This is a genomic window from Peptoniphilus senegalensis JC140, from assembly GCF_000321025.1.
Lineage (GTDB): Bacteria > Bacillota > Clostridia > Tissierellales > Peptoniphilaceae > Peptoniphilus_A > Peptoniphilus_A senegalensis.
The window spans coordinates 433,975-450,649 of the sequence record NZ_HE610718.1 but is presented as its reverse complement, the minus strand read 5'-3'; the positions used below and the strand labels follow the sequence as shown (position 1 = coordinate 450,649).

At 32.9% G+C, this 16,675-nt stretch carries 18 protein-coding genes; 14 read left to right on the top strand and 4 right to left on the bottom strand.

All coding sequences use genetic code 11. The features are described from left to right. Window positions 1-31: 31 nt before the first annotated feature. From proC to PTSHG_RS06410, 7 genes are all read left to right on the top strand, one after another. On the top strand, window positions 32-796 hold the full coding sequence (gene proC / locus PTSHG_RS06440; RefSeq protein ID WP_019108072.1) for a pyrroline-5-carboxylate reductase: 765 nt from the start codon (window positions 32-34) through the stop codon (window positions 794-796). A 9-nt stretch (window positions 797-805) separates the two neighbouring features. Beyond that, the gene (locus PTSHG_RS06435) at window positions 806-1,372 is read left to right on the top strand and encodes a DJ-1 family glyoxalase III (RefSeq protein WP_019108071.1); all 567 of its coding nucleotides are present in this window, start codon (window positions 806-808) and stop codon (window positions 1,370-1,372) included. A gap of 212 nt (window positions 1,373-1,584) precedes the next feature. Beyond that, window positions 1,585-2,733: a cation diffusion facilitator family transporter gene (locus tag PTSHG_RS06430; protein WP_019108070.1), complete on the top strand. Its 1,149-nt coding sequence runs from the start codon at window positions 1,585-1,587 to the stop codon at window positions 2,731-2,733. Window positions 2,734-2,741: 8 nt separating this feature from the next. After that, window positions 2,742-4,142: a Trk system potassium transporter TrkA gene (trkA, locus tag PTSHG_RS06425; protein ID WP_019108069.1), complete on the top strand. Its 1,401-nt coding sequence runs from the start codon at window positions 2,742-2,744 to the stop codon at window positions 4,140-4,142. Then, window positions 4,132-5,586: a TrkH family potassium uptake protein gene (locus tag PTSHG_RS06420; protein WP_019108068.1), complete on the top strand. Its 1,455-nt coding sequence runs from the start codon at window positions 4,132-4,134 to the stop codon at window positions 5,584-5,586. Before trkA ends, PTSHG_RS06420 begins: the two co-directional genes overlap by 11 nt. Next, the gene (locus tag PTSHG_RS06415) at window positions 5,586-6,953 is read left to right on the top strand and encodes an NAD-binding protein (RefSeq protein WP_019108067.1); all 1,368 of its coding nucleotides are present in this window, start codon (window positions 5,586-5,588) and stop codon (window positions 6,951-6,953) included. Before PTSHG_RS06420 ends, PTSHG_RS06415 begins: the two co-directional genes overlap by 1 nt. Before the next feature lie 4 nt (window positions 6,954-6,957). After that, on the top strand, window positions 6,958-7,629 hold the full coding sequence (locus tag PTSHG_RS06410) for a uracil-DNA glycosylase (protein WP_026088857.1): 672 nt from the start codon (window positions 6,958-6,960) through the stop codon (window positions 7,627-7,629). On the opposite strand, the gene mnmH is transcribed toward PTSHG_RS06410, so the two are convergent. Then, on the bottom strand, window positions 7,622-8,638 hold the full coding sequence (gene mnmH / locus PTSHG_RS06405) for a tRNA 2-selenouridine(34) synthase MnmH (RefSeq protein WP_019108065.1): 1,017 nt from the start codon (window positions 8,636-8,638) through the stop codon (window positions 7,622-7,624). The genes PTSHG_RS06410 and mnmH overlap by 8 nt on opposite strands. Window positions 8,639-8,777: 139 nt before the next feature. On the opposite strand from mnmH, the gene PTSHG_RS06400 reads away from it, so the two are divergent. Further along, window positions 8,778-9,536, top strand: coding sequence for an alpha/beta hydrolase family protein (locus PTSHG_RS06400; protein ID WP_238318744.1), 759 nt, complete (start codon window positions 8,778-8,780; stop codon window positions 9,534-9,536). Between the two features lie 84 nt (window positions 9,537-9,620). On the opposite strand, the gene rd is transcribed toward PTSHG_RS06400, so the two are convergent. After that, window positions 9,621-9,782 (bottom strand): rubredoxin, encoded by a 162-nt coding sequence (rd, locus tag PTSHG_RS06395; RefSeq protein ID WP_019108063.1) that lies wholly within the window; start codon window positions 9,780-9,782, stop codon window positions 9,621-9,623. A gap of 146 nt (window positions 9,783-9,928) precedes the next feature. On the opposite strand from rd, the gene PTSHG_RS06390 reads away from it, so the two are divergent. After that, window positions 9,929-10,354, top strand: coding sequence for an ATP-binding protein (locus PTSHG_RS06390; RefSeq protein WP_019108062.1), 426 nt, complete (start codon window positions 9,929-9,931; stop codon window positions 10,352-10,354). Window positions 10,355-10,565: 211 nt separating this feature from the next. Here PTSHG_RS06390 and pepD read toward each other — a convergent pair whose 3' ends face one another. Together pepD and tyrS are read right to left on the bottom strand one after the other, a co-directional pair. After that, window positions 10,566-11,957, bottom strand: coding sequence for a beta-Ala-His dipeptidase (gene pepD, locus PTSHG_RS06385; protein ID WP_019108061.1), 1,392 nt, complete (start codon window positions 11,955-11,957; stop codon window positions 10,566-10,568). Window positions 11,958-11,964: 7 nt separating this feature from the next. Next, complete coding sequence (tyrS, locus tag PTSHG_RS06380; protein ID WP_019108060.1) at window positions 11,965-13,191, bottom strand: tyrosine--tRNA ligase; 1,227 nt, start codon at window positions 13,189-13,191, stop codon at window positions 11,965-11,967. Between the two features lie 203 nt (window positions 13,192-13,394). On the opposite strand from tyrS, the gene PTSHG_RS06375 reads away from it, so the two are divergent. The 5 genes from PTSHG_RS06375 to PTSHG_RS06355 all read left to right on the top strand — a co-directional run bounded on the left by PTSHG_RS06375 (window position 13,395) and on the right by PTSHG_RS06355 (window position 16,674). After that, window positions 13,395-14,582: an NAD(P)H-hydrate dehydratase gene (locus PTSHG_RS06375; protein WP_019108059.1), complete on the top strand. Its 1,188-nt coding sequence runs from the start codon at window positions 13,395-13,397 to the stop codon at window positions 14,580-14,582. 137 nt (window positions 14,583-14,719) lie between these two features. Next, window positions 14,720-14,977, top strand: a complete 258-nt coding sequence (locus PTSHG_RS06370; protein ID WP_019108058.1) for a hypothetical protein — start codon at window positions 14,720-14,722, stop codon at window positions 14,975-14,977. Between the two features lie 45 nt (window positions 14,978-15,022). After that, a complete protein-coding gene (locus tag PTSHG_RS06365; RefSeq protein ID WP_019108057.1) occupies window positions 15,023-15,295 on the top strand; it encodes a hypothetical protein in 273 nt (90 codons plus the stop codon). Between the two features lie 134 nt (window positions 15,296-15,429). Further along, window positions 15,430-15,777 (top strand): type II toxin-antitoxin system PemK/MazF family toxin, encoded by a 348-nt coding sequence (locus tag PTSHG_RS06360; RefSeq protein ID WP_019108056.1) that lies wholly within the window; start codon window positions 15,430-15,432, stop codon window positions 15,775-15,777. Window positions 15,778-15,921: 144 nt separating this feature from the next. Beyond that, window positions 15,922-16,674 (top strand): WecB/TagA/CpsF family glycosyltransferase, encoded by a 753-nt coding sequence (locus tag PTSHG_RS06355; protein WP_019108055.1) that lies wholly within the window; start codon window positions 15,922-15,924, stop codon window positions 16,672-16,674. The last annotated feature ends 1 nt before the right edge of the window (window position 16,675 follow it).

Below are 16,675 nucleotides of genomic sequence, written 5' to 3'. Positions count from 1 at the left end.
TCGTGTATAATCTAGTTAAGGAGTGATATAGATGAAGATGGGAATAATAGGCCTTGGCAACATGGGTTCTGCCATGGCACATGGTCTTTTAAATAATAATATAGAAACTTTTCTCTACGATAGAGATTTAGAAAAGAGAGAGGCTTTTAAGGATTTTGAAAATGCAAAAATAATGGGCTCAGAAGTGGATGTAGTAAAAAATGCAGACGCAGTGATTCTTACAGTTAAGCCTTATGTTTATGATGAAGTGCTTGATAAAATTAAGGCGGAAGTTAAAAATCAAATTATAATTTCAGTTACATCAAGCTACGATTTAAAGAAACTTGGCGAGAAACTTCCTGGCAAAAAAGTTTTGATGGCAATGCCAAATACGCCTGCAAAAATTTTATCTTCAATGACGGGAATTTGTCCAGGAGAAAATATTACTGAGGGCGAACTAAGTGAGCTTAGAGAAATTTTATCTTCCTTTGGGGAAACTGAAATTGTGGAAGAAAAAAATATAAAAATTTATGAGGCAGTTTCTGGTTGCATGCCAGCCTATGTTTATATGTATATTGAGGCAGCAGCGGATGCAGCGGTGTCTCATGGAATGACTAGAGACATGGCTTATAGGGTAATTTCACAAGCAGTGGCAGGCTCTGCCAAGATGGTAAGAGAGTCTAGTCTTCACCCAGGAGAGTTAAAGGACCAAGTTACTACACCTGCTGGCACAACAATTAAGGGAGTAAAATCTTTAGAAAGGGACGGTTTTAGAGCTGCAATCATAAATGCAGTGGATTCTATTATGAATAAATAGGAGGTCGACATGAAAGATTTATTGGTATTTTTGGCAGATGGCTTCGAAGAAGTTGAAGCGCTAACTATTGTAGATGTTTTGAGAAGAGCAGAACTAAAAGTTGAAACAGTTTCAATAACAGACAGAAATGAAGTTAGAGGGACTCACGATGTAAGGGTCCTTGCTGACAAAACTTTTGACGAAATAAATATTGAAGATTATAGGGCAATGTATATTCCAGGAGGGCAACCTGGCGCATCAAATCTAATGAGAGATAAAAAAGTTCTTGAATGTGCAAACTTATTTAACGATGACGAAAAATTTATCGCTGCAATTTGTGCTGGTCCACAAGTTTTGGATGCGGCAAATCTTTTAAAAAATGGAAAGTTCACTTGCTATCCTGGTGTTGAAGATAGACTTAAAGCCGAAAATCCACAAGATGCGGCAGTAGTTGTGGAAAATAATATTATTACAGCTATGGGACCTGCCCTTGCAATTTTACTTGGAGTAAAGCTAGTAGAAATTTTAGGGTCAAAGGAAAAAGCAGAAGAAGTTTATGAAGGACTACTTATTCCTAAACTTAAAGAATTTATTTAATTTACTTGAAAAATTTTATTGATTATATGAAGTGTAGAAGTGTACCAGAAAATATTTTGGTACACTTTTTTATGGAGCTTTAAAATATGATAATCTAAGCCTTAAAGTGGCGACTTTTCCTTTTATTACTAATATAGTAGTGTTATAATAACTTTAACTATAATAAAATTATAAAGATGGGCTTATAGCCTATTTTTATTTATGGAGGATAAATGTTCGCAAAACTCATTTTAAAAAGAGGACACAATGTTTATGGCTATGACAGGGCAAAAATTTCTAAGGAGACTTCTTTTCTTGGACTTATATCAAATATATTGGTAGCTCTTTTAAAAGTTATTTTATATACTTTAACAGGCTCAATTTCTATTTTGTCTGATGCTGTAAATAATATAACAGACTGTGTGAGTTCAATTATCTCCATTTTTGGGATAAAGCTTGCCTCAAAGCCAAGAGACAGGGACCACCCCTATGGTCATGGCAGGCTTGAGTATTTAATTTCTCTTGTAGTAAGTGGTATCGTGCTTTCTGTTGGATTTCAATTTTTGAGAACTTCTGTTGAGAAAATTTTGCACCCAGTTGAGATAACTTACCCAAGTTCAACTGTTGTCATCTTAGTTATAAGTGTCTTTATAAAATTTTGGCAGGCTTCACTTTATTCTCATGTGGCAAGGGCAATTGATTCAACAACACTAAAGGCTCAGGAGAAAGATTCACTTAGCGACACACTTATTACTGCTGTTGTAATTATTTCTATAATCATAGAAAAATTCACTGGTAAGATTTTAGATGGATATGTTGGAGTTCTAGTTGCCTTATTTATTTTATATACTGCTATATCTCTCATTTATGAGACAATTTCTATTATACTTGGAAGAGGTCTAACTGAAGAAACTAAACACGAGATAAAGTCCAAAGTTTCAACTTATGATGGGATTTCCAATGTGCACAATATTATGGTAACAGATTTTGGACCAGATAATATTATTGTGCTAATTGATGCTGCCTTAGATTATAACTTGACACTGGAAGAGGCACACAATATAGTAGATAAGGTTGAAAGGGAAGTCTCTGAACTTTTGGGAATAAAACTCATTATTCACGCAGATCCACTTGGCTCTAGCTCGGACATTATTAAATCTGTATCAGAGGAGCTAAAGAAGATAATTAGAGAAAGTTTAAATATTTATTCTTTTCATGACATAGTGCTTGAGGATAAAAAGATATACATTGACATTGATTACAATGCCGACGCTGTATCAACTGTGAAAGATAAAGATACTTTAAAAAAAGAGCTTTGCAATAAATTAAAATCAGTTTATAAAGATTATGATTTTGAAATAATACTGGACGCAATTTTTTAGGAGGAATTATGAAGGCTTTAGTTGTAGGTGCTGGAAAATTAGGTTATAGACTTGCAGCTTCACTTATAGATGAAAACTATGAAGTAACTGTAGTAGATAATAATGAAGATGTAATTGAAAATATTTCAAATTCGCTTGATGTGTTTAGCATTTGTGCAAATGCACTTGATTTTGGAGTGTTGGAAGAGCTAGATATTTCTCTTTTTGACTATGTAATTGCAACAACTACTAATGATGAAGCAAATGTAATACTATGCACAATTTCAAAAAAACTTGGAGCAAAGTATGCCATTGCCAGAGTAAGGGATCCAGAATACAGAAAACATTTGGACTTTATATCTGAAGAACTTGAAATAGATAAAATTATAAATCCAGATTTTGCCACAGCAAGGTCAATAGTTAAGTATTTGATGAAAAGGTATCAACTATACTCCGATGAATTTGCTGGTGGAAAAGTTTCTTTGGTTGAATTTAATATTGGAAATGACCCAAATTTCATTGGGAAAAGAATTATGGATATTGAAAACATCAATGACCTCTTGATTTCTGCAATTTCAAGAAGTGGAGATGCTATAATTCCAAACGGGCGTACCGTATTAGAAGAAAATGATGTAATAATTTTAGCGGGAAAATCAGAAAACATAGAAATCTTTGATAAAGAGCATACTGGAGTAAATAAAACTAAAGCTCTTAGAAGTACAATGATATTGGGAGGAGGAAAGACTGGTCTTTATCTTGCCATGCTTCTTCTAAAGGAGAATATTGATGTTACAATAGTTGAAATAAATAGAGAGAGATGTCTTGAATTAAAAGAAATGGTTCCTGATGCAGAGATAATAAATGGCGACGGAACCGATATTACAACTTTAGAAGAGGAAATGGTCCACACATATGACTCTTTCGTAGCTGCTACTGGTATTGATGAAGCAAACTTACTTATGAGTCTTGTGGCAAAACAAACAGGAATTTATAAATCTGTTGCCAAAATTTCAAGAACTAATTACGATAAGGTTTTAGATAAATTAGATATAGATGCAGTTTTTAATACATCTTATATAACTGCCGCAGAAATGTTAAAAGAAATAAGGGGAAAGAGTTCCCTTTCACTTCACCTTTTATTAAACGGACAAGTGGAATGTGTAGAATTAATAGTAAAGGAAAAACATTTGGTATGTGGGAAAGCACTTGAAAATTTAGAGTTACCTGATGGAATTCTAATTATTGCAATAATAAGAGGTAATGAAATGATAGTGCCAAATGGAAAGACAGTTTTGGAATCAGGAGATAGAATTATTTTATTTGCAATGCACCAAGTTGCACCAAAAATGCAAAAGATTTTTTCTTCTGAAGGTAAAATAAAGGATGCAATAAATTCAATTAAGAATCGAGGAAATAAAGATGAATTATAAACTTATTTCAAAAATACTCGGTCATATTTTGTTAATAGAGACTGCCTTTATGGCACCATCTCTTATACTTAGTTTAGTAGAAAGAGATGGAAGCACCTATGGTTTCTTAATCCCAATGGCTCTTGCTGTGTTCTTGGGATTAATTTTAATTAATCTAAAAGTAAAGAAGAGGTCACTATCTCCAAGAGATGGAATTTTAATAGTAACAGCATCATGGATATTAGTTTCTCTTGTGGGAGCAATTCCACTTTATATAGCAGCAGATATGACTTATGTTGATTCTTTTTTTGAAATTGTATCTGGGTTTACTACAACAGGTGCGACAGTTATATCAAATATAGAATCATTTCCAAGATCAGTGATTTTTTGGAGATCTATAACTCACTGGATTGGAGGTATGGGAATATTAGTATTTACGGTTGGACTTCTTCCAAAGTTAGGAGTAGGTGGCTTTCAAATTTTTAAAGCAGAATCTCCAGGACCAGTGGCAGGAAAAATCGAGTCTACAATTTCTCAATCATCAAAGAGACTTTATATTATTTATATTATTTTATCAGCGGTACTTTTTGTTTGTTTAAAGATTGCAGGAATGTCAGTGTTTGATTCCTTGGTACACACTTTTGGCGTATTGGGAACAGGTGGATTTTCTTCTTATGGAGATTCTTTTATGAGTTATAAGGGAAATGCAGTTCACTTTATTCTTTCATTCTTTATGTTTTTGAGTGCAACAAACTTTACAATTTACTCTTTGATTTCAAGAAAAAAATTTAAAGAGGTTTTACAAAATGATGAGTTAAAGCTCTGGATTTTAATTACGCTTGGTTCGATTATTTTAATAGCAATTGATTTATTTTTAAATGGTTATAGTTCAGCTTTTATGGCATTTAGAGATTCAGCTTTTCAAGTTACCTCTATATCATCAACATCAGGCTTTGCCAATGCGGATTACGAGTTGTGGCCAAGTTTTTCAAAATTTATTTTGTTAATACTTATGATCTTTGGAGGATGTGCAGGTTCAACTGGTGGAGGAATAAAAATCACGAGAATTTCTCTTCTTTTAAAATTGATAAAACGAGAAATGAAAAGGGCAACACATCCAAAGGCAGTTCTTCCAATTAGCGCCGACGGAAAAATATTATCCGATGAAGTTGTCCTTGGAATAAATGCCTATCTTGGGACTTATTTTATAATAGCAATAATATCTACGGGAATTGTAACACTTTCTGGAGTAGATGTAATAACTGGTTTTTCTTCTGTTGCAACAACCCTTTCAAATGTAGGTCCAGGCTTTGGTGGCATAGGACCAACTAAAAATTTTGAGTTTTATAATGACTTTTTTAAATTGTATTTTAGTGTACTTATGCTTTTAGGAAGACTTGAATTTTTCACAATTTTGGCATTATTCACAAGAGGTAGACATAGAAAGGATATTATTAAGTTATAATGAAAATTTTAATTATTGGATCAGGAAAAGTTGGCTCTACAATTGCAAATACTTTAAGCCTAGAAAAATTTGACATAGATATAGTTGATAGGGATGAATCAAACTTTGAGAGTATTACAAACTCTGTGACAAAGATAAAAGGCGATGTGTTAGATGAAAATTTTATGCTAACTATGGATTTAGAGTCCTATGATTATGCCATAATAGCAACAAATAGCGACAAGACAAATCTAATAATGGCATCTATCTTTAAAAATTTAGATGTTAAGTTAATTTTACGTCTCGATGAAATGGAAAATATTTCTGAAATTGGCATCATAAAAAATTCCCTTCCAAATGTTGTAAATATTTTTAATAGAAATCTTGAGAGCGCAAAGCTTGCCACGAAATTAATAGGTTCATCAAATTATTATGAAGCAGATTATTTTGGCAAGGGCAAGATTGAAGTTACAGGCCACTATATAGATATGGAAGAAGAGTTTGAGAATGTAAAGATAAAAGATATTGGATCTCTATCTACAATTTTAGTAGTTGGCATACTTAGAGAGGGAGACCTAATAGTGCCCGATGGAGAAACTATTTTAAAAAGCGGCGACTATATGTATTTAATGGGTCTTTCCAAGGACATAATGAACTTCAAATACTCACACTTTGCCAGAAAAGAAAGATATGATGTGAGAGATGTTGTCATTGCATCTGGAGATATGATTTTTAATAGAATTATTTCTAATCTTGAAAATGTAAATTTAAAGATAATAGAAAGCGACAGAGAAAAATTTGAAAATTATAGAAGAGAACTAACTAGAGCTTTTGTTGTAAATAAAAATTTGAAGAATGACAAAATCTTTAAAGAAGAAGATATTTCAAAGGAAGCAGTTTTCATTTCCATGACTGATTCAGATGAACTCAACATAGTTCTTGGCCTTATGGCTAGGAATCATGGCATATCAAGGAATATAGTTTTTCAAAAGGACAATAACTATGATAGCATTCTAGAGAGTCTTGCAATTTATAGAGTAATCGACACTAAAGTAATTGTGGCAAATGAAATTATTAAAGCAATTAATACAGACATGAAGGTCTCAATAAACTATATGTTTGGCGGCAAGGCACAAGTTTATGAAATTAAAATTCCAGATGATTTTATTTATATTGGCAAAAAATTATCTGAAATTAATCTTCACAGAGAAATTATTATTGGAGGCATAATAAGGTATGACAATTCTGCAGTTATACCTAGGGGTAACACAAGAATTGAAAAGGGCGATAGACTTGTAATTTTCTCAACTAACGAGAGCAGGAAAGAGTTAGAAGAACTAATTGACCCTAGCCTAAAGAAGAGCATTTTTGATTTTTTCAGGAGATGATTTTGTGAAAGAAATTTTTAAAAATGATTGGCAAGAAATTTTGCAAGATGAGTTTGAAAAAGATTATTACAAGGACCTCAGAAAACTTTTAATTGAAGAATATAAGCATTACGAAATTTTTCCGAGAGCAGAGAATATTTTTAATGCCTTTCACTACACAGCCTACAAGGATTTAAAAGTCCTAATACTTGGTCAAGACCCCTATCACAATGTAGGTCAAGCTCATGGACTTGCCTTCTCCGTAAAGAATGGAGTAAAGATTCCTCCTTCTCTACAAAATATTTATAAGGAATTAAATTCTGACTTGGGTATTCCAATAGCAAATACGGGCTACTTAAAGTCATGGGCAGACGAAGGCATCATGCTCTTAAACACAACCTTAACTGTGAGAGCACATCAGCCTATGAGCCATGCAAAAATTGGTTGGGAAATTTTTACTAACGCAGTTATAGAAAAGATAAGCGAAAAAAAAGAGCCTGTGGTCTATATACTCTGGGGCAATCATGCCAAGGCTCGCAAAAAATTTATAAACAATAAAAACCATCTAATAATAGAAGGTGTGCATCCATCTCCACTCTCTGCCAACAAAGGTTTCTTTGGTTCAAAGCCTTTCTCTCGTGCCAATGAATTTTTAAGAGAAAGAGGAGTTACTCCACCTTCATGGCAAGTTAAATAGAATTTTTAAAATTTAAAATATTTTTTATTACAGCAGAATCATTTGTAATGTGCGAATCATCTTTGCTGTAATTTTTTTTGTAATGAGAATCGTAATAATTTGACAAGAGGTCGCCAATCAAAAAATCATAATCGCCCTCATAAAATTTTTTCAGGTATAAATCTTCCTTTTCTTGAGAAATAAATTTTTTGATTTCAATTAAGGACTTATAAATTTCATCTTTATTTGACAAATTGTAGTCTCTTTTTATCCTGTCAATTCTATTTTCTATTTCATCTTCGATAACAATTTTTTTTCCAGAAGAAATTTTTTCAATTAAAGTTTTTGGAAGCTGAATATTTCCAATTTTTGAACTTTCTCCTTCAGTGAAGAAAAATTTTTCATCCCTGTCTAAGGCTTCAAAGAGAAGGGACTCAAAATATTTTTGTGAAGGCTGATTTGTTAGACCTATGCCACCAAATATAGAACCTCTGTGGTTGGCAAGTTTTTCTAAATCGAGGACAGGATAAGATTCATTTAACTTATTTAAAATTTCAGTTTTCCCAACACCAGTTTTGCCATGAAGGACAAGAAAGTTTTTTTCTGAAATTAAATTATCTAAGTGGCAGCTAATAAATTTTCTGTAGGATTTGTAGCCGCCAAGAAGTTTTTTGACTTCTACATTTAAGGTGCGAAGAAAAGTAAAAAATACAGTTGAACGATAACCGCCGCGAGAGCAATAAATAATCACGTGGTCATAATTTTTTGTGAGAGCTAAAACTTTTTTGTAATAGCAAGGGAGTTTATCCTTGGCACAATTTATGCCAAGGTATTTTGCCTTTTCCACACTTTCCTTAACATAGCAAGTTCCCACAACTTTTCTCTCGTCATCATCAAGAATGGGAAGATTAATTGCTCCTGGGATTTTATTTTCTGCAAATTCAGAAGGACTTCTCATATCTACAAAAATTATGGACTCGCCCATTTTTTTCATTTCATATATTTCATTGTAAGTTAATTCGTATTTCAAAGTATCACCTATAATTAATATATCACTAAAATTTCTCCTTTAAAATAAAATTGATAAAGTAATATAAAGTGATAAGAAATTTTCTTTTGTCCTTCTTTTAGTTATAATGTATGTGAGGTGAATTATGGAGTATTTAAAAATGAATTATTCAGATATAAAGAAAATAAAAATAGGAGATGTGCCAGCAATAATTATTGAACCAAGGGAAAAAACTAATAAGACAATAGTTTTTTATCACGGCTGGGGTTCTTCCAAGGAGAGACAAATTTTCCGTGGAAATATTTTTGCGAGCTATGGCTATAGGGTAATCCTTCCAGAAGCTCGCTACCATGGAGAAAGAAATAAGATAAATTTAGACCATGAGGACAAGGACATGGAAGCCAAATACATTTTAAAAGTTATTATGCACAACATAGAGGAGGCACCTTCTATATTTAAGTATATAGGGGAAAATTATCCAGAAAGTCAAATTGCAGTAGGCGGTCACTCTATGGGTGCAATAACGGCTGGAGGTCTCTATGCCTTTAAGAAGGATTTGAAGATGGCATTTATCTTTAATGGTGTGAACAATTGGATGGCACTTGTTGATGCTGTAAATAAAATTAAAAACCAAGAAAAAATTGAGGAGGAAGAGTTTAGGATTAACGAATTTTTCCTAGACATGGACCCAATGAGGATTCCAGAAGTATTTAAGGATAGAGCCATGGTCTTATATAATGGTGCAAATGATGAAGTTATAGACCCCAAAGGTCAAGAGTCATTTGCAAAAGAAGTGGAAAAAGTTTATGATGACAAAAATCTTTTGGACTTTCAAATTTTTGAGATGACTGCACATCAAGTAACTACGCAAATGATTGAATCATCAATTATATTTTCTAAAGAAGTTGCGAACTTCTAATAGATAAGGAAAAATTATTAAAATAAAGAAAGCTTATTAATAAATTGTACAAAAAAAGAAGGCTCGTGCCTTCTTTAATTATAATTATTCAGCTGGTTCAAAATCAGATTTTTCAGCTCCACAAAGTGGGCATACCCAATCTTCTGGTAGTTTTTCAAAAGCTGTTCCAGCTTCTATTCCGTTATCTTCGTCGCCTACTTCTGGGTCATAAATATATCCGCAAAGTGAACATTCATATTTTTGCATTTTATTTTCCTCCTATTAAAATTACTTATAAAATTACTTGCTTATACAAGCCTAAATCCATTATAACAAATTGATAAATATAATACAGTAAAATTTTAAAATTAATGAAATTGGGAAAAAATTTTTGGGTTTAAAGAGGGGAAGTAATGGGTAATTTTCTAATAGATGGAGTGAGAATTATGGATACTTTATATAGATTTAAAGGATTTGTCAATAGTGATTTATCTTTAATAAAAAATTTTTTGGATTCAGCTCTTATGGATTTGAATTCATTTATATCCGACCAAGAAAAATTATTTGACATAAAAGTAATTTTAAATGAGCTTGTTATTAATGGAGCCATGCATGGAAATCAAGAAGACCTTAACAAAAAAGTCTTTTTAAAATTAATTTTGGATAGTGAATCTTTAAAAATAATTGTAAAAGATGAGGGAAGAGGTGTAGATTTTGACACATCTCTATATGACTGCACCCAAAAAAACTGTAATGGCAGAGGACTTTTAATAGTTGAGGCACTTACTGACCAATTGATTTTAAATGAAAACGAAGTAATAGCAATAAAAAATTTGTAGAATTTTGCCAAGTTTTTTATTTGAAGTTTGGATTACTTTACGCAATTTTAATATAATACATATTGAGGAAACCTTTTTGGTTTCTTTTTTTATTTTTAAAATCTTTTATTAGACTTAAATTTATAAGTTTCAAAAAGGGATTTATCATAAAAATTTATAAGAAAAAAAGAGACGCAAGGAAAATGCGTCTCAAAAATCTTTATTTTTAAATTTATAGGTTCTTTAGGACTTTTCTTAGATGTTCGTAAACTCTCTCTGTAGAAGAAATTGATAAAGTTTCTTTTTGTGAGTGAGCTCCTCTAATGTCTGGTCCAATAGAAATAATATCAAGATCCCTATTCTTTTCGAAGAATACTCCACATTCAAGTCCACCGTGAGTGAACTCTTCTTCCATTTCAACGCCTTTCATTTCTTTGTATATGTCTTTTACAATTTCTCTAAATTTAGATTCTTTTTTGTATTCCCATTCAGGATATGGATTTTCAAATTCAGCTTCTGCACCAAATTTTTTAACTATATCCAGATAAATATTTCCAAAGTCTTCAGAAAGTGAAGAGGATGCAAATCTTAGAGAAACAAAAACATCTACTGTATCGCCTAATAATTTTACTATTGCAAGGTTTGATGATGATTCAAGAACTTTTTTAGCCTCGTCAATAAATGTGTGAGGTCCAGTTGGAAGTTCAAGTAAATATTTTGTAAGTTTAACAGTATCTTCTGCTGTCAAAATTTTCCCACTGTGAGAAATTTTTTCACATTCAATTATTAATTCTCCTTCAACATCTTTAAATTTATCCTTTGCAAATTCTATGGCATCCTTTAGTTTATTTTCGTCACATACAAGGGAAACTTTACCTTCTCTTGGGATTGCATTTTGCTTTGTGCCACAGTCTATATTAATTAGTTTTGCATCATCAACCTTATTTAAAATTTCTGCAATAACTTTAATCATGTTGCCCTTATTGTTGGCAATTTCCATGCCGGAGTGGCCGCCCAAAAAGCCATGAAGGTTAAGTGAAAAAGCATCGCCTGAGTAGTCTTCTCTTTCAACTTTTAATTTTGAATGGAGTAGCTTTCCGCCAGCAGATGAAACTGTTAAGATGCCTTCTTCTTCTGAGTCGATGTTGATTACATACTTGCCTTCAAGATATTTTGCATCAAGGTTCTTTGCTCCGTGCATATCAGTTTCTTCAGACACAGTTACAAGAATTTTAAGTGGACCATGTTCTTCTTCTGCAAGTGCCATTGCCATAGCAACACCAATGCCGTCATCAGCTCCAAGTGTTGTTTCATTGGCGTGAAGCTTGTCGCCATCAACTATTAGTTCAATTGGGTCAGTTAAAAAGTTGTGGTCTGAGTCCTTTCCCTTTTCGCACACCATGTCCATGTGACCTTGTAAAATTACTTTTTCTCTATCTTCCATGCCCTTTGTTGCAGGCACTTCCATAATTATATTTAAAGAATCGTCTTGAACAACATCATAGCCAGCATCTTCTCCAAATTTTTTTAAAAAGTCGGAGACAGCTTTTTCGTTTCCTGATTCTCTAGGAATAAGTGATAATTTTTCAAAATAATCAAAAACTTTTTTTGGTTCTAAATTCATATTAACCTCACTTTAAAATAACTTTGTGATAAACTTTCTTTCCCTTTCTAATTATAATTTCGCCATTTTTGAAATCATCTTTAGTAAGTTCTAGCTTAGGATCACTTATTTTTTCATCGTCAATGGAAACTCCACCTTGAGTTATTAGTCTTCTGCCTTCAGAATTTGTCTTAATAAGACCGAGTTCAGTCATTAAATTTAAAATTCCTACAGGTTCATTGAATTTATCGGCTGGCATTTCTGTTGCAGGAATATCTTCAGAATCTTTTTCTCCACCAAAAAGTGAATGTGAAGCGTCAAGGGCAGCTTTGGCAGCTTCTTCGCCGTGAATGTCCTTTACAACTTCGTAAGCCAAAACTTCCTTAGCCTTATTTATTTCTGCACCTTCTAATTTTTCATATTCAGCAATTTTATCAAGTGGAAGCATAGTAAGAAGCTTCATAAATTTAATTACATCACGATCGTCACAGTTTCTTAGGTATTGGAACATTTCATAAGGAGTAGTTTTTTCTGGGTCAAGCCAAATTGCTCCAGCCATAGTCTTGCCCATCTTGATACCAGCTGCAGTAGTCAAAAGTTTAAAAGTCATGGCATAAACTTTGTCATTTTCTAATTTCCTTACGAGTTCATAGCCACCAAGTATGTTTGACCATTGGTCTGAGCCGCCAACTTCTAGCTTGCAGTGATGTTTTCTATAAAGGTACAAGAAGTCATAAGATTGCATAAGCATATAAGAAAATTCAAAGAAAGTAAGCCCTTGTTCCATTCTGTTTTTGTAGCAGTCAAATTGTAGCATCCTATTAACAGAGAAGTGCACGCCAATTTCTCTTACAAATTCCAAGAAATTTAACTTTAAAAGCCAGTCTGCATTGTTTTCGATGATTCCCTTGCCATTAGAAAAATCTAAAAAATTTGAAATTTGTTCTTTAAATCTATTTGCATTGTAGTCGATAGTTTCTCTATCCATAAGAGTTCTCATGTCGCTCTTGCCAGATGGGTCGCCAATAGTTGTAGTTCCACCACCAAGTAGAGCTATTGGAATATGACCTGCCCTTTGCATGTGTTGCATAACTCTAATTTGAATGAAGTGACCAAGAGTTAGAGAGTCAGCAGTTGCATCAAAGCCAACATAAAAAGTTACAGGTTCTCTGCCAAGCATTTCCCTTAATTCATCTTCATAAGTGCATTGGTCTAGGTAACCTCTCTCACTTAAAATATCATATACATTTTCCATAAATTCCTCCAAAAAAATAAAAAGAGGCCTTGGGATGAAAGGACGCATTCGTGGTACCACCTTTCTTCGCCGAGGCCTCAAAAATTATTAGACTCCAATATTGTAATTCAGCTTGCGCCTACTGTATATCTTCATCGTCTTATATTCATACTATTTATGATATAATAATCGAAAATAAATAAATTGTCAAATGGGGCGAGATTTTGATAGGCATAGATATAGTAGAAGTAAATAGAATAAAAAAAATAATGAGAGACCATGAAAATTTCTTGGCAAAAGTTTTTAACGAAGATGAAATAAAGAGAATTGAGAAGAGAAAAAATCCCTACGAGAGAATAGCAGGCATGTATGCTGCCAAAGAAGCAGTGGCAAAGGCAATGACAACGGGCATTGGCAAAATTTCCTTTCATGATATAAAAATAAAATATATAGAAAATCTTCCTCATGCAGAAGTTTTTAACAAAAAATTTTATCTATCCATTAGCCACGAGAAAAATTATGCAGTGGCTGTGGCAAAATTATGTGAAGATTCTCCAGAAAAAATTTTTGATGAAAAAATAATTTTAGATGAAGAATTAAAAGCCATTTGGAAAAATAGAGATGAGGATAGCCACAAGGGCGACTTCGGAAAAATTGCTATAGTGGGCGGCTCTCTTGGCATGACTGGTTCATCCTATTTATCATCAAATGCAGCCCTAAAATCAGGGGCAGGTCTTGTCTATAATCTTGTTCCACGAGAAATTTTTGACATCATGTCCATAAAATTCATTGAGCCAATAGCAAAGTCCTTTGATGACCTTGATGAAATGGAAAAATTCTTAGGGGGAATGGATGCCATAGCCATGGGTCCAGGCATGGGACTAGGAGATTATGGAAGGTCAGTCTTTGGAAAAATAATAAATACGGAAAAAAATCTCTTGATAGATGCTGACGGCTTAAATATTTTGTCACAAAATCTAAACTTGTTGGAAGAGAGAAAAAGTTTTACCACGATTTTAACTCCTCACGAAGGAGAGTTTGCAAGACTGACTGGTTTATCCCTAGAAGAAATAAAAAATAATCGCAAAAGACTTGCAGTGGAATTTGCAAAAAAATATAAGCTGATTTTAGTTTTGAAAGGGCACAATACCATTGTCACAGATGGAGAAAGAGTCTATATAAATAAAACTGGAAACTCTGGAATGGCGACAGGAGGTTCAGGGGACGTCTTGACGGGAATAATTTCTGCCTTTATGAAAAATTATTCTTTATTTGACGCGGCAAGGCTTGGAGTTTATGTTCACGGACTTTCTGGAGACAGCTACGCAAGTAAAAATTCTAAGACCAGCCTAAGGGCAAGGGACCTAATAGAAAATCTAAGCACAGTTTTTAAAAATTTTGAAGAAAATTAAATTTGTTTTTTAATTTTTTTGATTTATAATAAATTTAAAGCAATGTAACCTAAAGCATAATTTAATATTTACATGTAAATATTATAAAAAACCGAAAATTAATTTATTATAAAAATAAAGGCAGATGAAGAAATATTATGAAATCATATCCATTTAAAGTCCATGCCTTTTGGAAGATCCTAAACATTTTTGTTGTAATCACAATGTCCCAGGCTCTCAAAAATCATAGAGGTCCAATAATTATAGCCTTGCCTGGTTTATTTGCTCTTGTCTTAAATTTTATTAGGATAAAAAAAGAAAGGGATAATTGGAGCAAGGGATACAAGATAGCCATGGGTATTTATGTAGCAGTTTTAAGTTTATTTACCCTTGGAATGGTTAGAATGTCAATGTAAAGAAATAGCCTGAGAAAAGCTCAGGCTATTTTTAAAGGAGTTATTATGTTTAAAAATAGAAAAATACTTTTTATAATTTTATTTGCCCTTGACCTTATTTATACATATTTTGCAATCACTGGAGTGGCAGAATTTTTTCACAGGTTTAGAGGGCCAATCTATGTACAAGTTCTCTGGTTTGTAGTAGTTTTTGCACCGGCAATTGTTCACTACCTACCAGGAGGAACAAAATATAATTTAAAGGAAACAATGAAATATACCATTCCTTTATTTATTATGATTGCAATAAATTTTGTAATGCCAATGTATTTGAAATAAACTTATTAGATTTTTGTAAAAAATAAAATAAATTTCTATTATCTGTATATAATTATGAAAATTGTGTTAGAATAATATAAAGGTTGTTCATAGTTCAATCTTTAAAATCTCTCTTGCCTTAAAAGGTGAAAATTATGATGATAAAAAGAGGGGATATATTCTATGCCGACCTGTCGCCAGTTATTGGATCTGAACAGGGAGGAGTAAGGCCCGTAGTTGTTGTTCAAAATGACATTGGTAATAAGTACTCGCCTACTACAATTGTTGCGGCAATTACATCTCAACTAAATAAGGCGAAGTTACCAACACACGTTAATGTTAGAGCTAAAGATGTTCCGCTTCCAAAAAATTCTGTAATTCTTTTGGAACAGTTAAGGACAATCGACAAAAAGAGGTTGAGAGAGAAAATCGGTAAGTTCGACAAAGATGTTATGGACGAGGTTGACGCTGCAATAAAAGTTAGTTTGGCGATGAAATATTGAACAGCATACATATTTAAAAGACTAGGTCTCATTTGACCTGGTCTTTTTCTTTGCAAAAATTCTTTACAGTTTTTAAGCCTTGTAAAATTATTTACTTATAGAAATAGAGATACCTATGTGATAAACTTATTAGCGGAGAGATATATGGAAAAGATAAAAATTTTTGGAGTTGAAATTTTTAATATTGATAATAAGGAGTGTGAAAATATTTTAAGGACCTTCTTAAAGGGGGAGGGCCTTAAAAAGATTTACACGCCAAATACAGAGATTGTCATGGCAGCGAAGAGAGATGAAGAGCTTAGAACTCTTGTTAATTCAGGGGATTTAATTTTGGCTGATGGCATTGGTCTTATCTACGCATCTAAAATGAGGAAGAAGCCTTTAAAGGAAAGAGTCACAGGTTTTGATACTTCTATTAAACTTCTTGAACTTGCAGATGAGGTGGGACTTAATTTATATTTTTTAGGTGGCAAGGAAGGTGTGGCAGAGGATGCCGCAAGGTCTGTCAATGAAAAGTATAAAAATCTTCACGTTGCAGGTTATCACAATGGTTATTTCAATTCTAGGATAGATGGCGAAATATCGCAGGAAGAAAAAAAGATAATTGAAGAGATAAATTCTAAAGATATTGACATTGTTTTTGTTGGCTTTGGCTTTCCCCGTCAGGAAAAGTGGATTGACGAGTTTAAAGATGATTTAAAGGCTAAAGTCATCATAGGAAATGGTGGTGTCCTTGATATTTTATCTGGCAGGGCAAATAGGGCGCCAGAGATTTTTATTAAGCTTGGGCTGGAGTGGCTCTACAGACTTATAAAAAACCCATCGAGGATAAAGAGACAAATTGATTTGCCAAAGTTTTTGTTAGCAGTTATGAGAGATAAAAATTCAGTTGAGTGAG